Source organism: Rothia nasimurium (assembly GCF_928381705.1).
Taxonomy (GTDB): domain Bacteria; phylum Actinomycetota; class Actinomycetes; order Actinomycetales; family Micrococcaceae; genus Rothia; species Rothia nasimurium_G.
The window spans coordinates 22,802-49,153 of the sequence record NZ_CAKMSR010000008.1 but is presented as its reverse complement, the minus strand read 5'-3'; the positions used below and the strand labels follow the sequence as shown (position 1 = coordinate 49,153).

At 62.6% G+C, this 26,352-nt stretch carries 23 protein-coding genes; 9 read left to right on the top strand and 14 right to left on the bottom strand.

Annotated elements, in window-relative coordinates:
• The first annotated feature begins 107 nt into the window (after positions 1-107).
• Positions 108-2,003, top strand: a complete 1,896-nt coding sequence (locus L6762_RS07850) for an FAD-binding monooxygenase (RefSeq protein WP_237186699.1) — start codon at positions 108-110, stop codon at positions 2,001-2,003.
• 90 nt (positions 2,004-2,093) lie between these two features.
• On the opposite strand, the gene L6762_RS07845 is transcribed toward L6762_RS07850, so the two are convergent.
• The 4 genes from L6762_RS07845 to L6762_RS07830 form a co-directional block, all read right to left on the bottom strand.
• On the bottom strand, positions 2,094-2,489 hold the full coding sequence (locus tag L6762_RS07845) for a hypothetical protein (RefSeq protein WP_237186692.1): 396 nt from the start codon (positions 2,487-2,489) through the stop codon (positions 2,094-2,096).
• A gap of 68 nt (positions 2,490-2,557) precedes the next feature.
• Positions 2,558-3,193 carry a hypothetical protein gene (locus tag L6762_RS07840; protein WP_237186685.1) on the bottom strand — a complete coding sequence of 212 codons (636 nt, stop codon included), beginning with the start codon at positions 3,191-3,193 and terminating at the stop codon, positions 2,558-2,560.
• 58 nt (positions 3,194-3,251) lie between these two features.
• Positions 3,252-4,853, bottom strand: a complete 1,602-nt coding sequence (locus L6762_RS07835) for a PLP-dependent aminotransferase family protein (protein WP_237186682.1) — start codon at positions 4,851-4,853, stop codon at positions 3,252-3,254.
• Positions 4,854-5,054: 201 nt separating this feature from the next.
• On the bottom strand, positions 5,055-6,506 hold the full coding sequence (locus L6762_RS07830) for a glycoside hydrolase family 16 protein (RefSeq protein WP_237186680.1): 1,452 nt from the start codon (positions 6,504-6,506) through the stop codon (positions 5,055-5,057).
• Between the two features lie 533 nt (positions 6,507-7,039).
• Between L6762_RS07830 and pdxS the strand changes: the two genes are divergently transcribed.
• Positions 7,040-7,957 carry a pyridoxal 5'-phosphate synthase lyase subunit PdxS gene (pdxS, locus tag L6762_RS07825; protein ID WP_237186672.1) on the top strand — a complete coding sequence of 306 codons (918 nt, stop codon included), beginning with the start codon at positions 7,040-7,042 and terminating at the stop codon, positions 7,955-7,957.
• Positions 7,958-8,081: 124 nt separating this feature from the next.
• Positions 8,082-8,720 carry a pyridoxal 5'-phosphate synthase glutaminase subunit PdxT gene (pdxT, locus tag L6762_RS07820; protein ID WP_237186670.1) on the top strand — a complete coding sequence of 213 codons (639 nt, stop codon included), beginning with the start codon at positions 8,082-8,084 and terminating at the stop codon, positions 8,718-8,720.
• A gap of 107 nt (positions 8,721-8,827) precedes the next feature.
• Here the strand turns inward: pdxT and L6762_RS07815 are convergent, their stop codons facing one another.
• The 4 genes from L6762_RS07815 to L6762_RS07800 form a co-directional block, all read right to left on the bottom strand.
• A complete protein-coding gene (locus L6762_RS07815) occupies positions 8,828-9,841 on the bottom strand; it encodes a TPM domain-containing protein (protein WP_237186668.1) in 1,014 nt (337 codons plus the stop codon).
• A 200-nt stretch (positions 9,842-10,041) separates the two neighbouring features.
• Positions 10,042-10,635 (bottom strand): putative toxin-antitoxin system toxin component, PIN family, encoded by a 594-nt coding sequence (locus tag L6762_RS07810; RefSeq protein ID WP_237186666.1) that lies wholly within the window; start codon positions 10,633-10,635, stop codon positions 10,042-10,044.
• 53 nt (positions 10,636-10,688) lie between these two features.
• Positions 10,689-11,150, bottom strand: a complete 462-nt coding sequence (locus L6762_RS07805) for a helix-turn-helix domain-containing protein (protein WP_237186651.1) — start codon at positions 11,148-11,150, stop codon at positions 10,689-10,691.
• A gap of 118 nt (positions 11,151-11,268) precedes the next feature.
• Positions 11,269-12,753: a phospholipase D-like domain-containing protein gene (locus L6762_RS07800; protein ID WP_237186648.1), complete on the bottom strand. Its 1,485-nt coding sequence runs from the start codon at positions 12,751-12,753 to the stop codon at positions 11,269-11,271.
• A gap of 116 nt (positions 12,754-12,869) precedes the next feature.
• On the opposite strand from L6762_RS07800, the gene L6762_RS07795 reads away from it, so the two are divergent.
• Positions 12,870-13,478 (top strand): TetR/AcrR family transcriptional regulator, encoded by a 609-nt coding sequence (locus L6762_RS07795; RefSeq protein WP_237186646.1) that lies wholly within the window; start codon positions 12,870-12,872, stop codon positions 13,476-13,478.
• Between the two features lie 53 nt (positions 13,479-13,531).
• On the top strand, positions 13,532-16,120 hold the full coding sequence (locus L6762_RS07790) for a YhgE/Pip domain-containing protein (RefSeq protein ID WP_237186637.1): 2,589 nt from the start codon (positions 13,532-13,534) through the stop codon (positions 16,118-16,120).
• Between the two features lie 109 nt (positions 16,121-16,229).
• Here the strand turns inward: L6762_RS07790 and L6762_RS07785 are convergent, their stop codons facing one another.
• Entirely contained in the window at positions 16,230-16,703 is a 474-nt protein-coding gene (locus L6762_RS07785; protein ID WP_237186636.1) for a nucleotidyltransferase family protein, read from the bottom strand.
• Between the two features lie 151 nt (positions 16,704-16,854).
• Here L6762_RS07785 and L6762_RS07780 point away from each other — a divergent pair, with 151 nt between their 5' ends.
• From L6762_RS07780 to L6762_RS07770, 3 genes are read left to right on the top strand one after another with little or no spacing between them, the layout of a single operon-like run.
• Positions 16,855-17,328: a YbjN domain-containing protein gene (locus L6762_RS07780; protein WP_237186634.1), complete on the top strand. Its 474-nt coding sequence runs from the start codon at positions 16,855-16,857 to the stop codon at positions 17,326-17,328.
• A gap of 2 nt (positions 17,329-17,330) precedes the next feature.
• Positions 17,331-19,163, top strand: coding sequence for an HSP90 family protein (locus L6762_RS07775; RefSeq protein WP_237186632.1), 1,833 nt, complete (start codon positions 17,331-17,333; stop codon positions 19,161-19,163).
• A gap of 27 nt (positions 19,164-19,190) precedes the next feature.
• A complete protein-coding gene (locus tag L6762_RS07770) occupies positions 19,191-21,035 on the top strand; it encodes a hypothetical protein (RefSeq protein ID WP_237186626.1) in 1,845 nt (614 codons plus the stop codon).
• On the opposite strand, the gene L6762_RS07765 is transcribed toward L6762_RS07770, so the two are convergent.
• The 5 genes from L6762_RS07765 to L6762_RS07745 form a co-directional block, all read right to left on the bottom strand.
• The gene (locus L6762_RS07765; protein ID WP_237186612.1) at positions 21,032-22,486 is read right to left on the bottom strand and encodes an MATE family efflux transporter; all 1,455 of its coding nucleotides are present in this window, start codon (positions 22,484-22,486) and stop codon (positions 21,032-21,034) included. The genes L6762_RS07770 and L6762_RS07765 overlap by 4 nt on opposite strands.
• Positions 22,487-22,580: 94 nt before the next feature.
• Positions 22,581-23,420 (bottom strand): shikimate 5-dehydrogenase, encoded by an 840-nt coding sequence (locus L6762_RS07760; protein ID WP_237186610.1) that lies wholly within the window; start codon positions 23,418-23,420, stop codon positions 22,581-22,583.
• A 185-nt stretch (positions 23,421-23,605) separates the two neighbouring features.
• Positions 23,606-24,013, bottom strand: coding sequence for a GNAT family N-acetyltransferase (locus L6762_RS07755; RefSeq protein WP_237186607.1), 408 nt, complete (start codon positions 24,011-24,013; stop codon positions 23,606-23,608).
• 196 nt (positions 24,014-24,209) lie between these two features.
• The gene (locus tag L6762_RS07750; RefSeq protein ID WP_237186593.1) at positions 24,210-24,731 is read right to left on the bottom strand and encodes a GNAT family N-acetyltransferase; all 522 of its coding nucleotides are present in this window, start codon (positions 24,729-24,731) and stop codon (positions 24,210-24,212) included.
• 2 nt (positions 24,732-24,733) lie between these two features.
• Positions 24,734-25,141, bottom strand: coding sequence for an RNA-binding S4 domain-containing protein (locus L6762_RS07745; protein WP_237186591.1), 408 nt, complete (start codon positions 25,139-25,141; stop codon positions 24,734-24,736).
• Between the two features lie 147 nt (positions 25,142-25,288).
• On the opposite strand from L6762_RS07745, the gene L6762_RS07740 reads away from it, so the two are divergent.
• Entirely contained in the window at positions 25,289-26,239 is a 951-nt protein-coding gene (locus L6762_RS07740) for a sucrase ferredoxin (RefSeq protein WP_237186589.1), read from the top strand.
• Positions 26,240-26,352 lie beyond the last annotated feature (113 nt).

Here is a 26,352-nt window from a genome sequence, read left to right as displayed (position 1 = left end):
AGACAAGCCTTGCAAGCCTTGCTGTACATCGTATATGATTCAGAACAAGTGTCACCCATCACATGTTTGCTGGGGTGCAGTGCCGCACCCACTCCCTAAGGAGCACCATGCATTTCCACCACAACGGCTATATTTCCCGCGATCCCCGCCTCGAAGAAGCAGCCGGGTACGGCATCAACCGCCCTGACCAGCTCCCCGAGACCATGGACGTCCTCATCGTCGGCTCCGGACCCGCCGGCATGATTGCCGCCGCCCAGCTCTCCCAATTCCCCACCGTCAACACCCGAATCATCGAACGCCGGGCAGGGCGCCTCGAACTCGGCCAAGCCGATGGAATCCAGGCCCGCAGCGTCGAAACCTTCCAGGCCTTCCGCTTCGCCGAAGAAGTCATCCGCGAGGCCTACCACATCACCGAAACCAGCTTCTGGAAGCCCGACCCGGCCAACCCCAACCACATCATCCGAACCACCCGCACACCCGACGACCCCCAAAACATCAGCGAATTCCCCCACCTGATCATCAACCAGGCCCGTATTCTTGACTACTTCGCAGACTTCGCCCGTAACTCCCCCGGCAAAATCACCCCCGACTACGGCATTGAATTCGTCGGCCTAGACATTGAGGACGGACAGGACTACCCCGTGAAAGTCACCGTCCGCCACACCACCGGCGAACACTACGGCGAAGAACGCACCGTTCGCGCCAAGTACGTCATCGGTTGCGACGGGGCCCGCTCCGGCGTCCGCAAGGCCATCGGTCGCACCCTCTCCGGCGACGCCGCCAACCACGCCTGGGGCGTCATGGACGTGGTCGTCAACACTGACTTCCCCGACTGGCGCATGAAGTGTGCTATTAACTCCACCAAGGGCTCCATCCTGCATATCCCCCGTGAGGGCGGCCATCTGGCCCGCGTCTACGTCGATCTGGGCGAAGTGCCCCTTGACGACAACCATGCCGTACGCTCCACCCCCATCGAAGACATCATCGACCGGGCCAACGCCATCTACCACCCCTACTCCATCGACGTGAAACACGTCGCCTGGCACTCGGTCTACGAAGTGGGCCACCGCCTCACCGACCACTTCGACGACGTCGACACCTGCGACCGCGGCACCCGCACCCCCCGCGTCTTCATCACCGGCGACGCCTGCCACACCCACTCAGCCAAAGCCGGGCAGGGCATGAATGTTTCCATGCAGGACGGCTTCAACATCGCCTGGAAACTAGGCCATGTGCTCTCAGGACGCGCCCCCGAGGCCCTGCTCGACACCTACTCCGGCGAACGCCAGGAAATCGCCAAAAACCTCATTGACTTCGACAAAGAGTGGTCTACCCTCATGGCCGCCAAGCCTGAAGACCTACCCAGCCCCGAATACCTGGAAGAGTTCTACGTCAAGACCGCCGAGTTCCCGGCCGGGTTCATGACCGAATACAAGCCCTCTCTTCTCACCGGCAGCACCGAGCACCAGCACCTGGCTGAAGGCTTTCCCGTGGGCAAGCGCTTCCGCTCCGCCCGCGTCAACCGCCGTGAGAACGCCTACCCCCGTCACCTGGGGCATGAGGCTATGGCCGACGGACGCTACCGCCTCTACGTTTTTGCGGACGCCGCCCACCCCGCGTCCGCTGACTCTAAGGTGCGGGCCCTGAGCGATTTCTTGACCCAGGACGCTGCCTCCCCCTTCGTGCGTTACCGGGCTAAGGGTGCTGACTTTGATGCCCTGATTGAGCCGGTGGTGGTTTACCAGCAGAACTACACCGACTTTGAGGTCACGGACGCACCGGTGGCCTTCCGGCCCCTGGTGGGCACCTATCAGCTTGAGTACTGGGAGAACATCTACTGCGCCCTACCCGATGAAGATATCTTCGAGGAGCGCCAACTCTCCCGCGACGGCGTGATGGTGGTGGTCCGCCCCGACCAGTATGTAGGCGCAGTCCTGCCCCTGGCCGATCATGCGGCTCTGGCCGCCTACTTCGACGGGGTCCTTCTCAACCCTGAAGCCTAAGGCGCTCAAGACTAAGAGTCTTAACAGTAAAAGGTCGGGGCGGGTACCGTTACTGGTACCCGCCCCGACCTTTCTGCCTTGACGACAGGGCTACTGCTGGCCGTCCTGGGCAGCGTTAGCCTCGTCAATGCGTTTGGCCAAGCGCTCCTTTTCCTCAGCCTCACGGCGCTTGGTTTCAGCTTCACGGCGGGCCTTAGCCTCCGCGTACAGCTTGGCGGAGGACCGGTTGATGCCGGTACCCTCCCCCAGCTCGGGGTCGTTAGGACGTTCCACCAAAATCAGGGTTGCACACATGACCAGGGTGACCACGAAGACGGCACCCGCAACAGTCAGAGCCAAGACCACGTTCGGGGTGTTATTTGTACCGCCAGTTGCAAAAACCACGATGCCTAAGAAAGCCACCAGAGCCAAGACCGCCGCAATAATCAGCGGACCGCGCACCTGCGCCTTAAACCCACGATTGGGTGATTCACTCTTCTGAGCCAAGACCATTCCTCCTGAAAACAAACTCTCCACCAGTCTACGGGGTGAGCGCCACTTTTGCCCGACAGCTCCTAGCCGCGACGGGCGTCCGCGCGCAGGGTCAGAGCCCCAACTACCAAGAAAATACCGGCCACCAGGGCGCCGCCACCGGCGGTTCCCATAATGGCCTTATCGCCAATCTCAGAAACCACGGGCAGAGCAGCAGCTGAAAGTGTCACGATAGTTCCCTCTAGCTGCCAGTCGCGGGCCGCGGGGTTGCTGGCTTTAGTGCGCATACCGGCAAGTAGCTTGAGCACACCGGTCAAACCCAACACACAGGCGGCGATGAGGGTCAGCCAGAACTCCCCGCGGGGGGCCACAAAAGCTAGCACACCACCGGCGGCCTGCACCAGGGCAATAGATGTAAAGGCCTGGGCGGTGCTGGAATCACCCACGCGGCGCAGGGTTTGCGCCGTCAGATAGGACGCCCCCGCATAGCCCAGCATATAGAGCCCCAGCATGACGGTAATGACGCCCAGGGTCGGCTGCTGCCAAAAGACCGTGGTAAGACCGAAGGCTAGAAACACTAGAGCGTGCACCAGGGTGGGACCTGTCAGGGCAGCAGCAAGTGCCGGATCAGCCGGACGCTTGGGGGCAGCCTGCTGACCGGTGCTAGCCGGGTGGGGCGTGGAGGGCTTGGAATCGGAGTGCTGAGAATCAAAAGTCACCCCACCAGTCTAACCAGCCAAGCTGACCGCCGCTGAGCTACCGGCAGCCTGTTACGCGCTACTGGCCTGTTGGGGCATCTCCCTCGAAAGAGTAGCCCTCAAGCACCTGCCGCAGACGCGCCAGACCCAGAGCCAGCTTGCGGTCACTGACCGCACCAAAACCTAGAACCAGCCCATAGAGGCCTTCACCGGTTTCTGCCCGGGCTGACCAGTAGTCCCCCAGCGGGGCCACCAGTACACCGGTTGAATGGGCAGTGGCAACCAGGTCCTGCTCAAGGCTTGTGCCCCGGGCAGGGTCAGTACCGGGGAGGTAAATAACTGTATGCAGGCCTCCGTCCATGGGTAGTACCTGCGGACCGGCTAGACCCTCCAAGGCTGTGAGCACTTGCTCCCGGCGTCCGCGGTAAACCCGGCGCATGCGCGCCGTATGGCGGCGCACCCCGCCCGCAGCAAGGAAGGCCGCCATGGCATCCTGCACGACCGACGACACCGGGTTACCCAAATCGGCACGCAGTTCTAGCAGGTCAGCCAGCAAGTGCCGAGGCACCACCACATAGCCCAGGTTTAGGCCGGGAGCCAGCATCTTCGCAAAAGACCCCAGTGTCACCACCCGGTCGGAGGCCCAGCGGGCAGGGTGGGCCTCGGCCCCGCCCGGCAGAGTCGGGCGGTCAAGGGCCGCCAGCGCGGGCAGAGGATCTCCCACGTAACGCAGCTCAGAATCGTAGTCGTCTTCAACCAGCAGGGCGTCGTGGGCGCGTGCCCAGGCCAGTAGCTCCAGGCGGCGCGCCAGCGGCATAGAAGCCCCCAGCGGGTACTGGTGGCTAGGAGCTATGAGGACGAGGTCGGGCCGGTGAGGCCCCGTAGGCAAGTGGGCGGGGTTAAGGCCCTGCTCATCAACCTCAATCGGTAGGATTTCATGACCGAAGGCAAGGGGGATGCGGTGCAGGGAGGGGTAGCCGGGGTTCTCGACCGCGATTCGAAGCGGACGGTTACGCACCCGGCGCCGCAGGGCGGTAAGAATCAGGCGGAAGCCGTCGCGGGCACCGGCAGTTACCAAGAGGTCATCGGGGGTGCGTAGCACCGACCGCATGAGTCTCAGGTGCTCAGCCAGCTGCACCCGCAGTTCGTAGGAACCCGCCGGCGGGTGGGCAGTACCCGGGTTGGCAGCGGCTTGTCGCCAGGCAGCCCGCCAGGTGGAGCTTGCCACCAGAGAGGTATCGGGACTACCGGGGCGAAGGTCGATGAGGTCACGGTTAGCCGTGTCAGCAGGAGAGGTGATCGGCACCCTCCTGTGCGCGGACGTCCGCCCCATTTCTCCGCTCCCAGCAGGGGGCTGGACGGGACCCGCTCCTCCCACGGAGGCGGGAACCCCAGGAAACTGCGGGGCACTCAGAGTGAGGTTTCCAGCCACGCGGGTGCCGCCGCGTCCGCTGGTTAAATAGCCCTCACCCACCAGCTGTTCATAGGCAAAAACAACCGTTCCACGTGAAACATTCAGGCGATCAGCCAGCGCGCGAGTAGAAGGCAGCGGGTCCCCCGCCACCAGAAAACCACCCAGCACCAGAGCCCGAATCTGCTCAGCCACCTGCGACGGCAAAGAACCCGGCGCCGACCGCGACACGCTCACCGGCAACTGATCAAACCGCGAATACCCCGCCACGCTACACTCCCCTCACATCAAAGCCGCGCTCCCCCGATACTAGCCCACCGGCGTCCGCACCCCACGACAAATGTCCACCACGAAAAATGCCCGCCGCGAAGCACACGCGGCGGGCACCTATCCCAAACAAAACGAAGAAGGGGCACCGGGCTGCTGGCGCCGGTACCCCCTCTCGCATCAGATTCTTCCCAGGGAATCTGACTAGCCTACGTACTCCCAAACGCGTACGTAGTCAACCTCGATTGCGCAATCCGCGGTGGTCTCAGCGAGGCCGCCCCAGTAGGCATTGCCTGCCTGCATGCACAAACGGATGTTGAACTTCTCACCAGCAGGCAGTGCGGCCTGGTAGCGAGGATCCTCTGACGAGACGAACAGGTATTCAACCCCGTCAAAGAAGAACTTGATACCGGCAGGAGTCTTCTCAACTGCCCAGGTGTGGTATTCATCGGCAAGGTTCTGGCCCAGTACGGGAATCAGGGCGTTCTTCTTAGCCTTGTTACCCTGCTGCTGGCCGTAGTGCACAGTGCCCTCGGAACGGTTGGAGATATCAACCTTCTGCTTGCCGGAAGCGTAGCCGTAGGACTCGGAGATGTCGATTTCACCGAGCAGAGCGGTGTTGTTGGGGCGCATCCAGATGCCGCCCCAGGCGCCGATGTGGGTGGGGTTTGAGGCGGGCTGCTTAGCGCGGTATTCCAGGCGGAAGCTCTCAGCGGAGAACTTGCCCATGGTGTCGATGTAGCCGGTGGCCCATTCGCGCAGCTTGCCGTCCTTGTAGGTGACGGGGGTAGCCAGCTTCTTCAGCCAAATCTTGGCGGAGGAGTCGCCCATGGTGACGGCTTCCTTGAGGTTCACACCGGAGTCGTACCCTACGTAGGACTTATCGCGTACGCGCCACTTAGCGCCGTCGATTGCACCGTTGTTGAAGTCATCTTCGAAGATGAGCTTGCCCCAGCCTGAAGCGGTCAGAGCGCCACGGTGCTCACCCCAGTTGTCTGCCTTGGCCTTAGCAACAGAGACAACGTGGGTGGAGGGGACGGTGCGGCCTGCGTAAACGCTGATGCCGGTGCCGGTGCCCTGGGGGGTGCCGTAGAAGGGGATGACGTTGTCGTTTGCTACCAGGGTTTCAACGGCCTGGCCGTCAACGATAACCTGGGCAACGAGGCGGGTAGCGCGCACCGAGAGAGCCAGCTCGTAAGAGAAGGTTGAGGTGGGGGCGGTAGCCGCAAGGACCTTCTGGCCCAGGATGACGGTGCGGTTGTTGATGACGCGCTCGATCAGCAGGGTCAGCTGGCCGGTGTTACCGATGGTCAGCAGGGCGGTGTAGTAGTCGCGACCGGTGGTAACGCGTCGTGCGATGACGCGAGTATAAACGGTGCCAGCGGCAGGACGCGAGGTGGTGTAGGTTGCCTCAACTAGAGCGTCGGAGGTTTTGGCGCCCATGGGGGTGAAGGAGCGGGCATCGGTGAAGGCCTGAGCGAAGGGGGAGGTGTAGGCGACGTCTGCCAGGGGGGTGAAGCGCAGGACGCCTGATGCCAGGCCGTTGCCATTGAGCACGGTACCGGTGTTTGCGTGCGCTGCCTGGGTGGTCAGTGCGGTTGCTACAGCGGTTGCGGCGGTCAGTGACAGGAAGTTGCGGCGGGATACAGAAAGCATGGTTTGGGTCTCTTTCGTGTGTATTTGTTTGGGACGGGAGACTCTTGGGGAGAGCCGGGGTGTGGATTCTTGGGGGAATCCGGGTGAACCCTGGGGTGGGTTCGTGTGGCTCCTGGGTGGAGCCTGTGGGCTTTGGGTTAGCCCTTTGTGCTTCGGTTGAAAACTTTATAGGACGTTTGGGGGACAAAACAAGGCGAGATGGGGACAAAACTACCACTTTCCTCGTGAAGTAATTTTATTTACCCTTATGAAAGCGCGCTTGTCTGGTGAAAAAATTTTTTGGAAAAAAATTTGAAGCTGTCCCCAGGGGTGGGTTTTTTGAGCAAAATAGCTCATTTTTTCAAAGATTTTGGGGGAAGTTTGTCCCCCAAACCTCTTCATCAGCTGGCTGGCAGGGCCAAAAATTTTAGATTTTGGGGACAGCTTGCCCCCCAAAACGTGCCGACGGGCGTCCGCCTCCCTACCTGTGGTCTAAAAACTTTGCTAGAAACTGGCCCTATTCTTAGACCACATTGGCGGGCACAGTTGAAACCATGACTGAAAACAAGACCACAGAAACCACCGTTACCGGCTCCCCCCTCGTCAAGCGCGGCCTGGCCGACATGCTCAAGGGCGGCGTCATCATGGACGTCGTCACCCCCGAACAGGCAAAAATCGCAGAGGACGCCGGCGCCGTAGCCGTCATGGCTCTCGAACGCGTCCCCGCCGACATCCGCGCCCAGGGCGGCGTAGCCCGCATGAGCGACCCCGACATGATCGAGGGAATCATCGACGCCGTCTCTATTCCCGTCATGGCCAAGGCCCGCATCGGCCACTTCGTAGAAGCCCAGATTCTTGAACACCTCAAGGTTGACTACATCGACGAATCCGAGGTTCTCTCCCCCGCTGACTACGTCAATCACATCGACAAGCGCGCCTTTAAGGTGCCCTTTGTGTGCGGTGCCACCAACCTGGGTGAGGCCCTGCGTCGCATCACCGAGGGTGCTGCCATGATCCGCTCCAAGGGTGAAGCTGGCACCGGTGACGTCTCTGAGGCCACCAAGCACATTCGCACCATCAAGACCCAGATTGCCGAGTTGCAGGCTCTGCACGCCACCGCCCCCGACCTGCTCTACGTCAAGGCCAAGGAACTCGCTGCCCCCTACGAGCTGGTGCGCGAGGTCGCCGAAACCGGCAAGCTGCCCGTCGTACTCTTCACCGCCGGTGGTGTAGCAACCCCGGCAGATGCGGCCATGATGATGCAGCTGGGTGCGGACGGCGTCTTCGTTGGCTCCGGCATTTTCAAGTCTGGCAACCCCGAGGCCCGTGCCAAGGCCATCGTCAAGGCAACCGCCTTCTACAACGACCCTGCAGCGGTTGCGGACGCCTCCCGCGGCCTGGGCGAGGCCATGGTCGGTATCAACGTGGCAGACCTGCCCGCCCCCCACCGCCTGGCGGAGCGTGGATGGTAAAAATGATTTTTCGCCCCCAGGCGAATCAAAAAATCATTTTTACCGCCGAGCATAGCGTAGCGGCGAGGCGAAGACAGGGCGAGCTCAGCGAGCGCCTCTAGACCTTTTGAGAGATAGGATTCCCATGAATGGATACCGCCCCGTTGTTGGCGTCCTTGCCCTGCAGGGCGGGGTCGCTGAGCACGCGTCCCTGCTGGAGAAGCTGGGGGCGCAGGTGGTTTTGGTCAAGCGCCCCGAGCAGTTGGAGGGGCTGGATGCCCTGGTTCTTCCCGGTGGGGAATCGACGACCATTGACCGGTTGACCAGGATTTTTGGCCTGCGCCAGCCCCTCATTGACGCTATCGCGGGTGGCCTGCCCACCCTGGGCACCTGCGCCGGGCTGATTCTTCTGGCTCAGGGGATTGAGGACCCGGCGGCAGCCCAGCAAACCCTGGGTCTGCTCGATGTGACCGTGCGCCGCAACGCCTTTGGCTCCCAGGTTGACTCGGCAGAAACCGAGCTGACCTGGGGCGCTACCGAGGCGGACGACTCCGGTCAGCTGACCGGCACAGGCGGGCAGGTACCGGTGAAGGCCGCCTTCATCCGCGCACCCATTGTCACCCGGGTGGGTGAGGACGTCACCGTACTGGCCCGTCACGCCGGGCAGGTGGTCGGGGTGCAACAGGGCCACCTACTGGGCATCTCTTTCCACCCGGAACTCACCGGCGACACCACCGTGCACCGGGTCTTGCTGGACCTGGCTAGCCGGGCGGGGGCGTCCTAGTTTCTACTCGCTTCTTGTAGGTAATCGAAAACTTCATCTGCGCGTTCAAAGAACGCGCAGATGAAGTTTTCGATTACCTTCAGCATGAGTGGGCTGAGCTGCCGCGGCTAGAAGCGTCCGCCTCCACCGCCGCCGCTAAAGCCCCCGCCGCCACCGAAGGACGAGCCGCCCGAGAAGCTACCCCCTGATGCTCCCGAATTTTCCGGCACGTGATTGCTGCCCGAGTAGAGGTGGGGCATGGTCGCGCAGAGGGGTAGCCAGGTGCTAAAGGTGGGGGCGTAGCGGGTGTAGGTCTCCTTGTTCTCCGCTTCCTGCTCGGCGAGCTCGGCCTCGCGCTGGTCGGGGTCTGCCGGGGCGGTGCGGTTGGCGTAGCGGTATTTGATGTAGTCACGGCGCATATCGTCGGGAATGCTCAGGCCGGGGTTCTCCTCCTTGGCCCGGCGCATCTCGTCCTCGGCATCCCGCTTGACCTTGCGGTAGTCGCGGAAAACCCACCCAACAATAATCGCGGCAACGGCACCCAGGGTGCCCAGGACGCCCCAGAGAATCAGGTTGCTATCTGCGCTCTCGGTTTCTGCGGCGGCATAGATTTCGTCGATGGTGGTCTCTAGACCGGCGGCATAGTTGCCGTCGGTGAGGTAGGGGCCCAGTACGTCGCTGGCGATGGTTTCTGCCTCGGAGTCGCTGATGTAGTCCCCGGCGCCGTCTGCTACCGCGATAAAGGTTTCGCGGCCCTCCATATCAATGACCAGCACAGCGCCGTTATCTTTGCCTTGATCGCCGACGCCCCAGGCGTTTCCTAGGTCGGTGGCGTAAGCGGGCAGGTCACCGGGGCTTTGGTCGGTGGTGTAGATGGCGAAGCGGGTGCGGTCGGTGCCCCGGTTTTTCTGGTCGATGAGGTCGTTGAGGGTGTTCTCTTCGGCGTCGGTGAGCAGGTTGGCGTCGTCGCGAATGTTGCCGGACGCCGGCGCAGCAGGTAGGTCTGCTGCTTCGGCTGCCGTCATGGTTAGGGGTGCAAGGGCGAGGACGCCCGCCGCCGCTACCGCGGGCAGGGTGGCGAGCCTGCGGTGCGGCTTCTTGTTCTGGATCTGGGGGCTTGTGATGTCGGTCTGAGGGTTCACGGCTGCGTCCTTTCTGGCATCGGGTAGCAGGCTTCTTTACCGGCTCTTACCGCCAGCTTAGCAAGCCTGCTGATAAAAGAACTCCCCCGGCAGAATGAAATAAAGAAAGACTCGTACCTCCTTGAACCCACCGCCCAACCCAGCATGACCCATCAAAGAGCAAGCCCTAAAGTTTTCAATCTGCCCCAAGAGACTCCGCATCATAAACGCGGAATTACCACTGTTTGGAGATAACGAGCAAAATTCAAAGCTCCTGCTTTTCGAAGCATGCTAGGCACGGTCGCATTAGAATCCCTACGTTCAAGGTAGGCTTCTTGTTTTAGGTATACCGAGTCAAGGGCCTCTGGATGTATAAAGTGAGCCATCTGCATAAGAAAGTCATCAGCGCTCATGGTGTCATAGGGCAGAAGGTGCTCCCCCTGATAACTTTGACCAAAAACTATCAGCTTAGAGTCATCGGTAATAAGAGCATCTGCGTTAGATGCAAGCACCGCCGCATGAACATGCGCATCATGCTCGTCAGGGTAACCAGCAGGAATATTTACCTCAAACCCCTCCACGATATCTGTCACGCTAGCCATAATCTGCTGCATATAACGTTGCCGCACAGCATCGTCATGGTGTGGATGTTGTTTACGCCAATGGTAACCAAACTCGTCCAAGATACCCTGCGAAAGATAGACCTGATAAAAAAGATTGTTTGTTTCTATACAGGTGAGGAAAATCCAGTCTCTCAACGTCTTGCTCATGAGTACGTTGGTGTCGAGAACTATCCGATAGATATCGCTGCTCATACCACCCCATCTTAAAGATATGGGTAGCATAAGCAGCGATATTTCTATTTTGTTTAGTCTAAAACTCCAAGCTCTTCGTCAAGTTTCATGAGCTCTTCGAAGGCAGCTTTCTGCTCGGCGGTTTTCGCAGCAAGTAGCTGCGCCCTGTAGGCATCAACATCAGCTGTGCGAACACGCCAGTGGGTGCCTACCTGATGGGCAGGAATCTGACCTTCACGAATGAGCTTCATAAGAGTTGGGCGAGAAACCCCGATGCGGCGGGCCGCCACAGTCGTAGTCAGATCCTTGGGTACGGAGACAACCTGCGCTTGACCTCCTTGACTGATGATTGACAGGGTTGCCTTCAACGCTGCGACCAGCTCTGGCCCCAGCACTTCACTGGCCTCGCCAGATACAGTCAGCGACACAGACAGCTTGGGTGACTTCTCAAGGTGAGCAAGAAGGTTGTGGGCTTCCTGAGCCATAGCTTGGCTTGTTTCGATAGTCGCAGTATTTTTGAGAGCCTGCGCAGTCATAGTATTCCTCGGTAACAGTGATTCTTCGCTTGATGCACCCTCAGACTATCGGATTAAGTGAAATAAGTGCAAGGGTTTTCATTTATTGCACTTATTACACACTTTGCGTCATTCACATCTAGAAGGTACTTAGTCCCGTCGCCTCCTGGGCGCGGTAGGCCAGGGTTTGCAGGGTCGATTTTAGGACGCCCCCACCCGCCTTGGCTGCGTAGGGCAGGGTGAAGGTGGTTTGGGCACCGCCTACCGGTTCGTTATTCCAGATCAGGGACCAGTAGGCAGAGAACTCCTGGGCTAGGGCGGAGTCACCCGCGGCGCGCACCCGCAGACTGGTTTCTAGGTTGTAATTACAAATATTTCGGCGGGTGAAATTACCCGACCCGCTCAGAAGCTCAAAGCCGCCAGAATCTGCCGGGGCGGGTGCGTCCGCCCCTCGGTGAACCGCCAAATACTTGGGGTGGAACTGCTCGCCCCCTGTGGCGTACCAGCGCACCTGAACCCCGGCCCGTACTAGTTCTCGTGCAACAGGCAGGGCGGGCAGGCCGGTTTTTGTGCGGCCAAAGGCGTCAATGTTGAGGTCGAGCACCACCTGCACCGAAGCGCCACGGGCCACAGCAACCTTAAGCCCAGCAATGACAGCGCGCTCCGATAGATAGAACATGCCCAGGCAGACCCGATCCCCCGCGCCAGCACCAGCCAGCAGCTCCAGCACCGCAGTGCGAATACCGCCCTCGGTCACCAACTGCACCTCAGACGCCTGCCCCGGGAGCTTAACACCCCCAGCAAACCTTAGCCCCCGCAGGGAACGGGCAAGGTCGGGAGCAGAAAAGTCTAGAACCGCCAGCTCACTGGCCAGCAGGTCGCCCACCACAGCACCGGTGACCCGCAAACCCAGGTTGGAGTTGGGCGCAGAGGCGTCGTGCGGGTTGGCGGACGCCACCACAGCCTCGGCCTCAGACAGGGCCGCCTTGCGGTGGTTGGCCTTGAAGTTAAAGAGCCGGGCATAGGCATTGGCAGAGACACGCGGCCCGCCCGGTGCCAGGGCATTGGGCAGCACGGCAGGGAGCTCCGGCAGGTGCGCCAGGGCTGCCCGATAGAAGCTGGAGTAGGCGGGGTTAGAGTCACGCAGAGCCTCTAGCCGGGTTTCAACCACCTGCACCCCGGCGGCCCGCAGTCGCTCTAGATGAGGCAGGGGGTAGCTGCCGTAGAAGGTGTTGATGGGGTCGGTGATGAGCACGATGGGCACATCGGGGGCAGCGACCCGCTTGGCAAGAAGGGCCTCGGTAAGGCGCTGGGAGAGGGCCGGGTAGGTGCGCCCGCTGGAGCGGTCATAGTCGCTATTGAAGAGGAACATATCGAGCACCAAGAAGCTTGTAGCCCGCTCAATGACCCCCTCAACAGCGGTGAAAATCTGCTGGTCAGAGCGGCATTCACCGTCAGCCGTGTAGGTGAGATCTGCCAACAGCTCTACCTGCCCGCTTCGCCAGGGCCCGGTAACATCCAGGCCAGCTGGCAGGGGTTTGTAGCGGTGATAGAGGGCGGACGCGGCTGCGGCAGCACCGCAGGCCAGGGCGGCAAAGGCGAGGGGGCGGGGCAGTGTGCTCATGCCTATAATCTACCTAGACAGCTATTTCTTATCTCACACACTCACCGCTTGCCGATATTTTTTACAAGTGTAAACTTTACATCTGTAAGAAAAATTGTTGGCAGAGGATACCCGCTATGACCCCCACCCTGGCACCCGCCGCAGAGGACGCCCGCGCCGCCGACCCGCGTCCGGCCCGCTCTCGCGCAGCCCTCATCGACGCCGCCACCGAGGCCCTGGGCACCAGCGACCCCGGCAACCTCAGCATCACAACCCTGGTCAAGACCGCAGGGGTCAGCCGCCCCACCTTCTACCAGCACTTCACCGACGTCCACGAGCTCATTCACGCCGCGGCCCTCACCAAACTCAGCGCTGCCTTCGACGCCCTACTACCAGCCGACCCCGCTGCGTCCGTTGCTGTCTTTACCAGCGAGGTCAGCACCAACCTGCTCAAGCAGCTGCAGGCCGACGCGGATTTCTACCGCAATGTACTGGCTATCTCGGGCAACTCCTCCCTGGTCGCCGAGCTCATCGACTTCCTCAGCCACCGTTTTCTCAGCCGACCGGCCGTTGCCGAACGTTTCATCGCCAAGAACCCCGACCTCACCAGCGACTACGTCCAGTTCGTTGCCGCCGGGGTCGCCTGGCTGGCCGTCCGCTGGCTGGCCACCGACTTCACCGGCGAAAACACCGCAGAAGCCACCGGCGAACACCTTGCCCAGATGATGCAAGCCGTGATTTCCTAACCCGAGAAACAGACTTTTCACGATCCCAACAAGCCGAAAGTAGGTGAGATCCCGTGCCCTCAACACGCGCTAAACGCCCCAAGCTGCACCCGCATCGCTTCAGCCCCATGAAGTACCTGGTGCTGCTGGCCGTCATTATCATCCCCTCGATTTACTCAGGCATTCTAACCTGGGCTAACTATGACCCCACGGGCACCATCGACGCCGTTCCGGCTGCCATTGTGAACGAAGATTCACCGGCAACCACAGCCACCGGCAGCACCCTTAACCTGGGTCAAGACCTCACCGACGAGCTTCTGAGCAACGACAGCAAACAGAATTTTGACTGGTCGACCATGAGCGCAGACGAAGCGCAGACCAAGCTCGAAAACGGTGACATCCAGGCTATTTTGACGATTCCGTCTGACTTCTCTGCGAACGTCGCGTCAGTGTCTGAAAACGACGCGGCGGCAGCCCAGACCGCCAAGCTAAATATCACCACCAATGACGGCTCCAACATCATCTCGGGCAATATCGCCAGCTCTCTGGGCACGGCGGTCACCGACACCCTGGCCAGCCAGGTGTCCACCGAGTACCTCAACAACATCTACGCGGGCTTCACCGATATCCACGACTCCCTGGGGCAGGCAGCGGACGGCGCCAGCCAGCTCGCTGATGGCTCCACCAGCGCTAAGGATGGCTCCGACGAGCTCGTGGTGGGCCTGACCGACCTCAAGTCGGGCACCGGCGAGTTGAGCTCCGGGGCAAGCACCCTGGCGGACGGCGCCACTCAGGTGAACAATGGCGCTAGCTCGCTGGCGTCCGGTTCAGCCTCCCTAGCCGACGGCGCGACTCAGGTGAACAACGGCGCGTCCTCCCTGGCCTCCGGTGCCGCAGAACTGAACAGCGGTGCCACCTCGCTGGCGAACGGTGCTGATAGTGCCGCCAGCGGTGCAGCCTCCCTCTCGGACGGCCTGAGCCAGATCAACTCCGCCGTATCTGCCCTACCCGAGCAGCTCCCCGCCCTGACCGAGGGCACCGGCTCCCTGGCGTCCGGCGCCTCTGACCTTGCCAGCGGCGCACAGAGCCTTGAGGACGCCGCCGGGCAGCTCGCAAGCGGCGCCACCACCCTCTCGGATGGTGCGGACGCCGCCGTCACCGGTGCCCAGAATCTCGCCGACGGCGCGGAGCAGCTGCACACCGCCACCGGCACCCTTGCCAGCGGCGCGCAGGGCCTTTCGACCAGCTCCCAGGCCCTCATCGACAACTGGGGCAACCTCACCGATGAGCAGAAACTCGCTGCCCTGCAGCAGCTCAACGCGGGGGCGTCCGCCCTTGCCAGCGGGGCCGGGGCTGTAGACACAGCCGCCGGGCAGCTCGCCACCGGGGCAGATACCCTGGTGGGCACCGACTCAAGCGGCCTGACCAAGCTGGCTGCGGGGGCGTCCGCTCTCGACAGCGGGGCAGGCCAGCTGGCAAGCGGCGCAACTTCCCTCTCTAACGGGGCAGACGCCCTTAGCCAGGGAGCTGCAACCCTCAACAGCAAGGCAGGAACCCTCTCCACCAGCCTGGGCGCCCTGGTCACCGCTATCTCCCAGGCCAATGACGGGGCAGCCTCACTCGCTTCGGGCACCAGCACTCTGGCCAGCGGTGCATCCACCCTAGCGGACGGCACCGGCACCCTCTCATCGGGCGCGTCCACCCTGGCCGAGGGCACCAACTCCCTGGCTAGCGGGTCCGCCACCCTCAACGACGGCGCCCAGACCCTCGCTGAAGGAACCAGCAGCCTTTCATCGGGCGCCACCAGCCTCGCCAGCGGCGCCGCAACCCTCAATGAGGGGGCAGGCTCAGCTGTGGACGGGGCGTCCTCCCTGGCCAACGGCCTGAACGAGCTAGAGGACGGCAACACCCAGCTAGCGACCTCCCTGGGGGACGCCGTGGGGCAGGTTCCCAGCTACACCACCGACCAGGCCAGCGAACTCAGCGCGGTCACCAGCGACCCCGTCACCATTGAGAAAACCCGCCTGAACGAGGTGCCCACCTACGGCCATGGCCTGGCCCCCTACTTCATGACCCTGGGCCTGTGGGTCGGCGCTATCGCCTACTTCATGATGTACCCGGCCATCTCCCGCAAGTTCGCCCGCGGCGGTCACTCCGGCCTGCGAACCCTGCGCGGGGCCCTGGTACCGGTGCTGCTCATGGGTATTGTTCAGGGCACCGTGATGTCTACCGTTATCCACTACTGGGTGGGCATTGAAGAGAGGAACTTCTGGGGCCTAACCGGCTTTGCCGTCCTGACCTCCATCACCTTCCTGGCCATCAACCAGGCCCTCATTGCCCTGCTGGATGCCCCCGGCCGTTTCATCGCCCTGATTCTGACCGTGGTTCAGATTGGTGCGGCGGGCGGTACCTACCCGATTGAGACCGCCCCGGCCTTCCTGCAGGCTATCCACCCCTGGCTGCCGCTGACTCACGCGCTGGAGGCTTTCCGCTCCCTGATTGCCGGTGGCTCCATCGGTATTGCAACGGGTATTGTCTGGCTGCTGGGCTGGATTACCCTGGCTGTTGCGGGCACTGCCCTGAGCATCTGGATTCGCCACCGCCGCGAAGATAAGGCAGAAGCCGAACGCCAGGCCCGCCGGGCCGCCCTGGCGAGCGCCTAAAGAATCAAGGCCCCTAACCTACGCCCTTTCGTTTCTGCCCCCGGTGCATCACCCCGGAGTCAGGAGCGAAGGGGCGTAGAGGGTTAAAGGCTCCGTTCAATCGTTCTACTCATAAGAGCACCGCTTCATTCACAATTCGGTCACGCACATCGGGGCGAATCGCATGGTCAAAAACAATATCAACAGGGGCGCCCAGAATCTGTGTAGCTTCAGCCTGCAAACGGCTCTGTGCAAGCAGGCCGAGAGGCCTGTGCGCTGTGACAAGCAGGTCGATATCTGATGTGGGTTTATCTTGACCAGTTGCTACAGACCCAAAGACCCTCACGTTATCTACCCCGTGTTCTTCGAAATAGTCTATGAGCTCTGCCCGGCGCTCTCTAAGAACGCGGCCGTGAGGCGAGGTTCCATGAAAATGAATGATACGGGAAACCTCTGGTTGGCTTCGCCCAACGACTTGAGCGATAGCCCGCTGTGACATGCCCGCCCGATAAGCCGAACGCACAGCGTTCACGAGCTGCTGGCGTCCTTCTTCTATCTTTTGCTGGGCGGTGTGAGCCGCCCGGGCCAACTGCACGGTATCCATAGTTTTAAGATAGCAAATGCTATCAGCAATCTGTAGGGCGGTCTCGACAGATCTCAGCGTCGGCTTCCATCCTCCACCCCAACCCACCTTTGCCCGAACCTATAGGATAGAGAGAACCGTACCAGTATCTTCCACCGTTGAAAGAGGAACCATGGGGTACTTTGATTCCGTCCAGTCTGCCGCGCAGCTACTCATGCCGATTACTAACGAGCGTATGCTGGCTGCCCTTGACCGCCTTGAGGTGGATTACGAGCTGGGCGACGACGGCACCGCCGTGTTCCATTTTGAGCGGGGCTACTTTTACTACACCCTCTCTAACGCCCCCGCCCGGGATCTGCTGAGCGTGCGCGGTAGCTACCGGGGTACCTTCCCCCTGGAGGCGTTGCCTGCCCTCAACGAGTTCACCAATGCCTGGAACCAGCAGAACCTCTTCCCCAAGGTCTTCTCCTACCGGATTGAAGAGGACGGTCAGGGGTTGGTGATTCTGCCGGTTGAGCTGAGCATGGTGTATGTAGGCGGGGCAACGGACGCCCAGATTGACGAGCACCTACGGGCTGCTATGCAGACTTCACTAGAGTACTTCGAGAACCTTGCCTCCGCCTTTGGCTTTGGGGAGGAGGAATAGCCTTGTCACAACGTTTTAAGGTTGATTTGGGCGGCCTGGTTGAGCTGCTGTCGAAGAACCTGTACTCAGGCCCGCAGGTCTATCTGCGCGAGGCCATTCAGAACGGGGTCGATGCTATTACTGCCCGCCGGGAGCAGGACGCCGACGCCCCGGCCCGGGTGCTGCTAGAACCCTGGGAGGACGGCACCGGCATCACCATTACCGACACCGGTGTGGGTCTGACGGCCGAGCAGGCTGAGGAGTTTCTGGCGACGATTGGCCGTACTTCTAAGCGCGATGAAGTCTTTAACGAGGGGCGCGCCGAGTTTTTGGGCCAGTTCGGTATTGGCCTACTGGCCTGTTTTTTGATTGCCGATACGGTTGAGGTCACCTCTCAGAGTGTGTTGCCGGGAGCTGCCCCGGTGCGCTGGCTGGGTCATGCGGACGGCACCTTTGAGGTGCTTCAGCTAGCCGGCGGTGAGGACGCCGCCGGGCAGGTTCCCGAGGTCGGCACGACGATTCGCCTGAAGGCGCGGGCGGACGCCGCCCACTGGGTTGCCGAGGAAACGGTGGTGACGCTGGCCAGCGACTACGCCGATATGCTCCCGGTGGAGGTGGCGGTTCGAGTAACGGCTGCCGGTCAGCGGATCTGGCGCCGCATTTCCTTACCTGCCCTGCCCTGGGCTAAGGGGGAGGGTGAGCACCAGCCCAACCAGCACGAACGAGCCCTGGCCCTGACCAACTACGCCGAGAAAACCCTGGGATTTACTCCCCTGGCGGCTCTTGAGATCGATGTGCCTGCCACCGGCACAACCGGTGTGGCCTATGTGCTGCCGCAGGCTGTGTCACCGGGTTCAGGCCGCCACCGCGTCTACGTGAAGAACATGCTGGTCAATACCCGCGAAGATACCCTGCTACCCGATTGGGCTTTCTTTGTGCGGGCCGTGGTGAACTCGGAGTCCCTGACCCCAACGGCCTCCCGCGAGCAGCTACGCGAGGACGAAATCCTTCTACTCACCCGTGAGGCTATCGGTGAGCAGCTCAAAACCTGGATTACCGCTACCCTCTCTGAACCCAGTACCCTGCGTGACCGTTTTGTTGAAACCCATTCCCTAGCCCTGCGCGCGGTGGCCTTAGCCAGCGACGACATGCTCGATGTAGTAGCGCGTTCCCTGCCCTTTGAAACCACCGGCGGTATCGCTACGCTCACCCAAGTCATTGAAGAAACCGGGCAGGTGCTCTACACCCCCACCACCGAGGCCTACCGCAGGGTGGCTCCGGTGGCGCGGGCCCAGGGGCTGTGGGTGGTCAACGGCGGCTACGTCTACGACGCCGACCTGCTGGCTAAACTGGCTGACCGCCCCCGCTGGAAGGTCACCGAGCTGACCAGCAAGGACGTCACCCAGACCCTGGCAGCGGTTGAGATGGAACGCGAGTTCGAGGTGCTGCGCGGCCTGGAGCGCGCCCGGGCCGTACTGGCGGCCCAGGACTGCGGCGTCCTCTTGCGTACCTTTGACCCCGCCGAGGTACCCGCGGTGCTGCTGCGCGATGCCGAAGCCGAGCGCGCCCGCGACCTGGCCCAGGAGGCTGAGGACGCCGGTGGCGCCTGGGGTGGGCTACTCGGCTCCTTCACCGAGACGGCAGCCGAGCCGACCCGCACCCTGGTGCTCAACGACGCCAACGAGAATACCCGCCGCCTACTGCATCAGCCGGAGCACGCGTCCTTTGAGCCGGGCCTGACGACCCTCTACCTCTCTGCCCTCATGCTCGCCGGTGAGGGCCTGCGCGGGGCCGAAACCAACCTGCTCAGCGATAGCCTGGCTCAGCTGCTTGAAGCTGCCCTGCGCCAGCCCTAAAGATAGCTACCAACAAGGGAGAAGACTGTGTGGTCCACCCACGAAGCCGCCCAGAAAATTGCCGCAACCCGCGACCTGCCCTACGGTAGCGCCCGCACCGCCGCCATGGAGTACATCACCCGCACCCTAGAGCGGGAGGGCCCCGAATCCATGCTGCCCGAGGCCTACCTCAACCTGGTGGAGGCCTATGTTTTTGGGCAGCCGACCCCGGCGTCCTTCGCGGTGTTCTCTAAGCTGTTGCGTCTCTATGACGCCCACCCCGAGCACTTTGACGAGTTCACCGCCCGCACCCTCTTCTGGCAGTTCAAGTGGATTATCGGCGATATGACCGCCTACCCGCAGATCTCTAAGGAGCAGGCGCGCGAGCTGCTCGATGAGATGCGCCGCCGCTACCGCCTGGCAGGCATGGGCGAGATGGCCCCTGACCGGGCCGAGTACATGTGGGCTGCCCATATCGGTGAGGACGAGGCCGCCGAGACCTGGCGCGCCCGCTGGCTGGCGCACGGTGAGGACGAGATGGACTGCGGCTCCTGCAGGCACGGCGGGATTCTGCGCGACCACGTGACCGACGGGGAGTTTGAGGCGGCCGTCCGCCTGGGTGCCCCCACCGAAGATTTGTGTAACCGGGAGCCTGCGGCCTCCCACCGGCAGCTGGCCCTTGCCTACCTGCATTTGGGGGACGGCGAAGCAGCCGGTCGTCACCTACTGCGGGCTGCGGCTAATCGCGACCAGTATGATCCGGACGACCTGGGCGTTGAGTTTGAGGTGCTGGCCCGCGGCCAGAACCTTCAAGCGGCTTTTGACCTGCTGGCTGACCATGGCAAACGCGCTCTTGACCTGGCGGGGGATCCCGGCGATAACCGCAACTTCCTGCGCTATATCGTCGCTGGCCTGGCCTGGGCTTTAGAAGACCACGGGGATATGCCCACCGGCTTGCGGCCTGCCGGTCAGGTCGAACGGTCTACCTTGAAGGAGCTCTACGACTGGGCGCTGGCCAAATCCCGGCCGCTGGCGCAGGCCTTTGACCGCCGGGCGGGTAATACCCGGTTCTCGGACTCCCTGGAGGCCGCCACCGAGCTGCCCGCCCTAGTGCCCATTGTGCTACCTACGGGGGCGGACGGGGCTGGTTCGGCTAGTTTGACCGAAGCGGACGCCGCCGAAGGTGCCCAGACCGGTGGTGCGAGCGCGACCGACGCTACTCCCCTGTCCTTTACCCCGGTGGAGTCCTACCTGGCGGTGGCCCGCGAGCATGAGGCGGCGGGGGCTTCCCTTGAGGCGGGTATGGCCTATGCCGAGGCTGCTTTCTTGGTGCTGGCCGGTGGGCCTGTCACGGGGGCGCAGGCGCTTGAGGCCCACGGGTTCTTTGAGACGGCCTGGCCTCTGCTGGCGGACGGCGGTGCCGCCCCTGCCCTGCTGGCCGAGGTAGTGCGCGTGTGGGCACCGGTTGCTGAACGGGTAGATGATCTTGAAGCCCTTCGTACCCCGGTCAATGAGCTACAGGAGCTGGCTCGGCAGGCGGCTCACCCCGACCTTCTGACTGTGATGCAGGCTCAGGATCTCGCTGCCCGTCTTTCACTGGCGGCCGATGACTCTGCGAGCCAGCAGCTCGTGGATGAGCTGGTAGAAACCTACCGCGAGAACGAGTGTCTGGAGCGGGCAGCCCGCCTGCTGGTGGTCGCCGCTGAAGCTGCGACTGCCGCCGGGCAAAGTGAGCTGGCAATTGGCCGCTATGAGTTGGCGGCAGAGTTTTTTGAGCCGTTGAGGCTGAAGAAGTCCCGTGCTGCTGCCCTGGACGCCTGCATTGAGCTGCTGCGCGCCACCGGCCAGGAACACCGCGTCGAGGCCCTGCTGGCTGAGCTTATGGCGGGCTAGCGCAGCCATACCCCACTGCGGGCCCGCCAGCCCAGGGTGAGGGCGCGGGCGCCCATATACCACAGGGCGTAGGAGCACCAGAGCAGCAGGTAGGCCAGGGTGGGGCCATCGACCAGCCCGCCCCAGCCCCAGGAGGTGCCCCCGGCAAGCGGGGCGGGAGCGTCCGTACCGGCACCAAACCAGAGGTACAACCCGGCCAGCACCGGCAGGTAGGCCGCCAGGGTGAAGAGCCCAGCCAGACCCAGGTAGCGCACGTCCTGGGCGCCAATCAGCACGCCGTCCAGAATGAAAACATAGGCGGCCAGAGGCTGGCCCACCGCCAGCACCAGCAGCGACAGAGCAAAGAGGCGCTGCACCTCGGGGTCAGGGGTAAACACCCAGGCCAGGCCAAACCCGACCGCCGGGCAGACCAGCGCCGTAACCAGGCCAAAGGCCAGGCTCCACCGCACCAGGCGGTTTTTGAGCTGAACCACCGCGCTCTGCCCCTGCCGGGTTGAAAGATCCTGTGCGCCCATCTCCTTGCCCAGCAGGGCCTGGGCGGCAATGGCCAGGGCGTCCAGGGCGAAGGCCAGCAGGTTAAAGAAGGCCATGGTCAGCTGGTAGGCGGCCAGGTTTTTCTCCCCCTGACTGGTCACCACAAAGACCGTAGCCAGCAGGGCAATCCGCAGGCAGGCCGCCCGCACCATCAGCCAGGCCCCCACCCGAAAGACAGCGGCTAGTCCGGCGCGGTCGGGTAGCCAGCCGGGGGTTCGCGCCGATAAGCCGGAAGAGCGGGTAGCCGTGCCGGGCGTCCGCGTCCGCACAACCACCGCGTAGGTTAGTGCCAGGGCCATGCCCCACTGCACCACCGCTGTCGCCACCGCTGAGCCAGCCACACCCCAGCCTGCCGGGTAGACCAGGGCCCAGCTCAGCGGCACGTTGAGGGCAGCGCCAGCGGTAGCAACGTAGAGGGGAGTTTTGGCGTCCTGGAAACCGCGCAGGGCACCGGTCGCCGCCAGCACCAGGAGCATGCCGGGCAGACCCGCAAGGGAGGGCAGCAGGTAGGCGGTGGCGTGGGTCAGGACGTCCCCGCCCGCCCCCAGCGCACGCAGCAGGGGGCCTGCGGTCAGCGCCAGCAGCACCGCGAAGAAAAGACCCAGGCCAGCAGCCACCCACAGGCCGTTGCGGGCGGCAGCAAAAGCGCTGGGGGTATCGCCTGCTCCCACGGCCCGGGCCACCGCCGGGGTGGTGGAGTAGGCCAGAAAAACCATGAAGCCCACCAGGGTCTGCACCACGGTTGAACCCAGCGTCAGGCCAGCTAGCGGGGCACTGCCCAGGTGGCCCACGATGGCAGAATCGGCCAGCACCAGCAGGGGCTCAGCGATGAGGGCACCAAAAGCGGGCACCGCCAGGGCAAGAATCTGACGGTTCAGTGAAGGCTGCCGGGGCGAAGAAGACTGTGTGGAGGGCATAAAACCACCCTACCGGCGTCCGTATGGGTAAGCGAAACCTTCATCTGCGTGTGCAAAGAACGCGCTGATGAAGGTTTCGATTACTTTCAAGAACCTAGTTGGCCTGGGCCTCAGCCTCAGCCACATCGGCGTCACTCACCTCGACCCCGGTGTAGAGCTTGAACTGTTCAGCAGCCTGCAGGGCGATGACCTCGCCGCCGGTAATCACTTCCTTGCCCGCAGCCCGGCCAGCGCGAATCAGCGGGGTTTCAACGGGCATAGCCACCACGTCAAAGACCACCTGGGCAGCCTCAATTGTGGGAGCGGGGTAGGCCAGGGTGTCTACCTCGGGACCACCCTCCATGCCGATGGGGGTGACGTTCACAATCACGGGGGCGGTCAGATCGCCCACCTCAGCAGCCCAGGTGTAGCCGTAGCGGTCAGCCAGGGCGCGGCCGGTCTCTTCATTGCGGGCGATAATGGTGCCGGTGCGGAAGCCCGCGTCATAGAAGGCCCCGGCCACAGCCGCCGCCATGCCGCCCGAACCGCGCAGCAAGAAGGGCAGGTCGGGATCTACCCGGTGGGAAGCCAGCAGGGAGGCCACCGCAATCACGTCGGTGTTGTAGGCCTTGAGGTAGCCGTCAGTGTTCACGATGGTGTTGACTGCACCAATCACTTCAGCGGAGTGGTCTATCTCGTTGACCAGGGGAATCACTGCCTGCTTGAAGGGCATCGATACCGAGCAGCCCCGAATGCCCAGGGCCCGCACACCGCCGATAGCGGCCTCAATGTCGGTGGTGGTCATGGCCTTATAGAGAAAGTCCAGGCCAAACTTTTCATAGAGATAGTTGTGGAACTTAATACCGTGGTTTGAGGGGCGGGCTGAGAGGGAGATGCAGACGGTGGTGTCGCGATTCAGGGGCGGACGGCCGGACGCGGCGGGCGAGCTAGTCATAGGGTGTTTTCCTTGGTGAGGTTCGAACCGGGCTCCTCACAGCGGGGCTAACCCGGCCTGACTCTTTCACCCTACCACCGGCGTCCGCGCGCCGCTCCACCTCGGCTGAGTGTAACGATAAATGCCATGGGCGCGAATCGTTACCGCGCCCATGGCATTTAGCGTTACAGTCAAAAGTGGGGCCGCTAGGGCCGGGTCATGATGTAGGTTTTACGGCCCGCAAACTCGTCAGAGCGGGCGATGGTGAAGCCTTCTTTTTCATAGAAACGAATCGCGCGGGCGTTAGTGGAGAGCACCTCAAGTTCGGCCGGGCCGGGGTCGAGCACCTCGCCCAGCAGAGCCTGGGCAACTCCCGTGCCGAAGGCCTCGGGCAGCAGGTAGAGCATTTCAAGTTTCTGCACCTCATACGGCATCTGGGAGGCGAAGGCCAGACCCAGGAGTTTGCCCGCGGCGTCCTTTTCTACCGCCACCAGGGCTCGGCGGTGCTGGCCCAGTTGCTGCTGAATATCTTCACCGGTGCCACCGGTGGAATCAAGCCACTCTGCAAATCCGGTGGCGCGGGCGTCCAGCTGCTCTTCCTGCTTAGCGAACATTTCGGGGGGTAAATGTGCCTGCGTAGGCGTGACGCCAGGACGTCATGCGCAGCTCTTCCCACGCTCTGGCCTCTGCGGGCACAGGTGGGCGGATCTCAAAATTCATTATTCTCCTCGAGCCCTGCCGCTGCGAGCGAGTGGGGGAAGGCAAGGCGTAGAGTCATAATACCGCACCGACCTGCACAATCTTCAGGTTTTAAATAGACAGGTGGTAGATGTAGTCGTGGGCGACTTCGGTGGCAGTGAGCTGGAAGGTGCGCTCACCCACCCGGGTGAATCCCATCTTTTCATAGAAGGCCTGGGCGCGGTGGTTGAGCTGGTGGGTGCCCAGGTGCAAGCCGTCTTTGCCGTCAGCGCGGGCAGCCGCAATGACGGCGTCCATGAGTTCCCTAGCCAGGCCGGTTCCGCGGGTTTTTGCGGAGAGGTAGAACTTGCTCAGGTAGGCGGCCTTGCCGGGAATTTCGGCAGGCTGGGGTGCCTCGTGGTCAATACCGAAATAGGCGATAATCTCGTCTGCTTCATTGACGGCCAGAGTGAAGCTGTAGGAGCCGGTTTCGATGTAGCGGGTGAAGGACGCCTCATCTAGGTTTTCGCTCACAAAGGCCGCCACGAACTCGCGGGGCACCACGGGCGGGGCAGCGTCGGGGAAGTGCGCGCTAGCGAAGGCGGAGAGGGCGGGAACGTCAGCAAGGACGGCCGGGCGCAGGGTGTGGGGCATACTTATTCTTTCTCATAGCCGCGGAGCTTATTGAGGGCGCGGCGCTCAGTTTTGGTGGGCCGGCCTGCGCCCCGGTCACGGCGGGGTAGGGCGCCGCTGGTGAGGTAGGCGGGTTTGGGGGCGGAGATGTCGTCGTAGCAGGTGACGGCCACGGGTGCACCCACGCGCTTGGAGATGGTTTTGCGCACGATGAGCACGCGTTCCCAGCCGGGGTAGCGCACGGTGACGGTGTCGCCGGGTTTGATTTTTTGGGAGGGCTTGGCGTGCTCGCTGTTGATGCGCACGTGCCCGGCTTTGACCTCGGAGGACGCCAGTGAGCGGGTTTTGAAGACGCGCACCGACCAGAGCCAGGCGTCGATGCGCACAGGTGGCTGCGGCTCTACGGGGGCTGAGTCTGCGGGTGAAGTCATGTATCTAGGCTACCCAATGAGCAGGCGAAGCTCTGACCTGCGCGAGCGTGCGTCATATCGCTGAGCGTGCAGCAGCCGTGCGCACTCTCGGCGATATGACGCACACTCGCCGCCCCTTGGAGCCCGCGCTGGCGTACACTTATGCCCATGACTAGCCCTACCGCACCTGTTATTCCTGCCGATTCCTGCTCCCTGCCGGTTGATGAGAACCTACCGGGCACCGCTGCCCGCGAGACGCTCTGGGTTCTGCTGGAGCACCCCGGCGGCTGGGGCCGCGATATTCTCGATGGAACCGTCTTTGGGGCAGAACTCTCAGCCGCCCTTAAAGAGAAGATGGCGCAGGTGGGTGCCCGCCTGCTGCTGATTCGGCAGCCCGGTCGTGAGGGGCAGAAGGTTAAGGACGTCGGCGCCCGCCGCCGCGCCTTCCTTGCGGTTACCGGGGGTAGGGATTTTTCACCCGCCCGGCTCTACTCGTTTGAGGTAACAGGCGCGGAGGATTTACTCTCCCTCCCCCTCGAAACCCCCGGAAATATACCCGGTGCGGTTGTTTCACGTGAAACACTCACCCTTGTCTGCACTCACTCTAAGCGCGACCGCTGCTGCGCGGTACGGGGCCGACCCATCGCGTCCTTTGTTGCCGAGCAACTAGCTGACGGTACCGTCTGGGAGTGCTCCCACACCGGCGGGCACCGCTTCGCCCCGGTCGCTATCAGCCTGCCCACCGGCTACACCTACGGGCGACTGAACTTCGAGCAGGCCCTCACCCTGGCCCAGGGCGCCCGGCAGGGCCGGGTAAAACTCGCCGGTCTGCGGGGCCGCTCCTCCCACTCCCCCATCGAGCAGGTGGCCGAGGTGGCCGTCCGCTCCCTCCTGGCGGACACCGGTGAGCAGGTAGGCTCCGAGGACCTGAGTCCCAACGAAATGACCGCCACCGAACCCGACCTCTACGCATCCCACGTAGCCCACCGCGACGGACGCTTCTGGGTAGTCACCGCCCGCCGCATCGAGCTGCCGCCGCGGCCGGCGTCCTGCGGTAAGAATGCCGGGGAGGCCTTCAGCTGGGAGGTCGTCAGCCTGCACCCGGGGCCAACCTCCTAACCCCTAGTCCACCACCCGGGGAGTACCCAGGACGGCACAACAAAAGCGGGCCTGCTCACGCAGACCCGCCTACAAAAGTAAAGAGTGTCTGATGGTAATGAAGCTATGGTAGC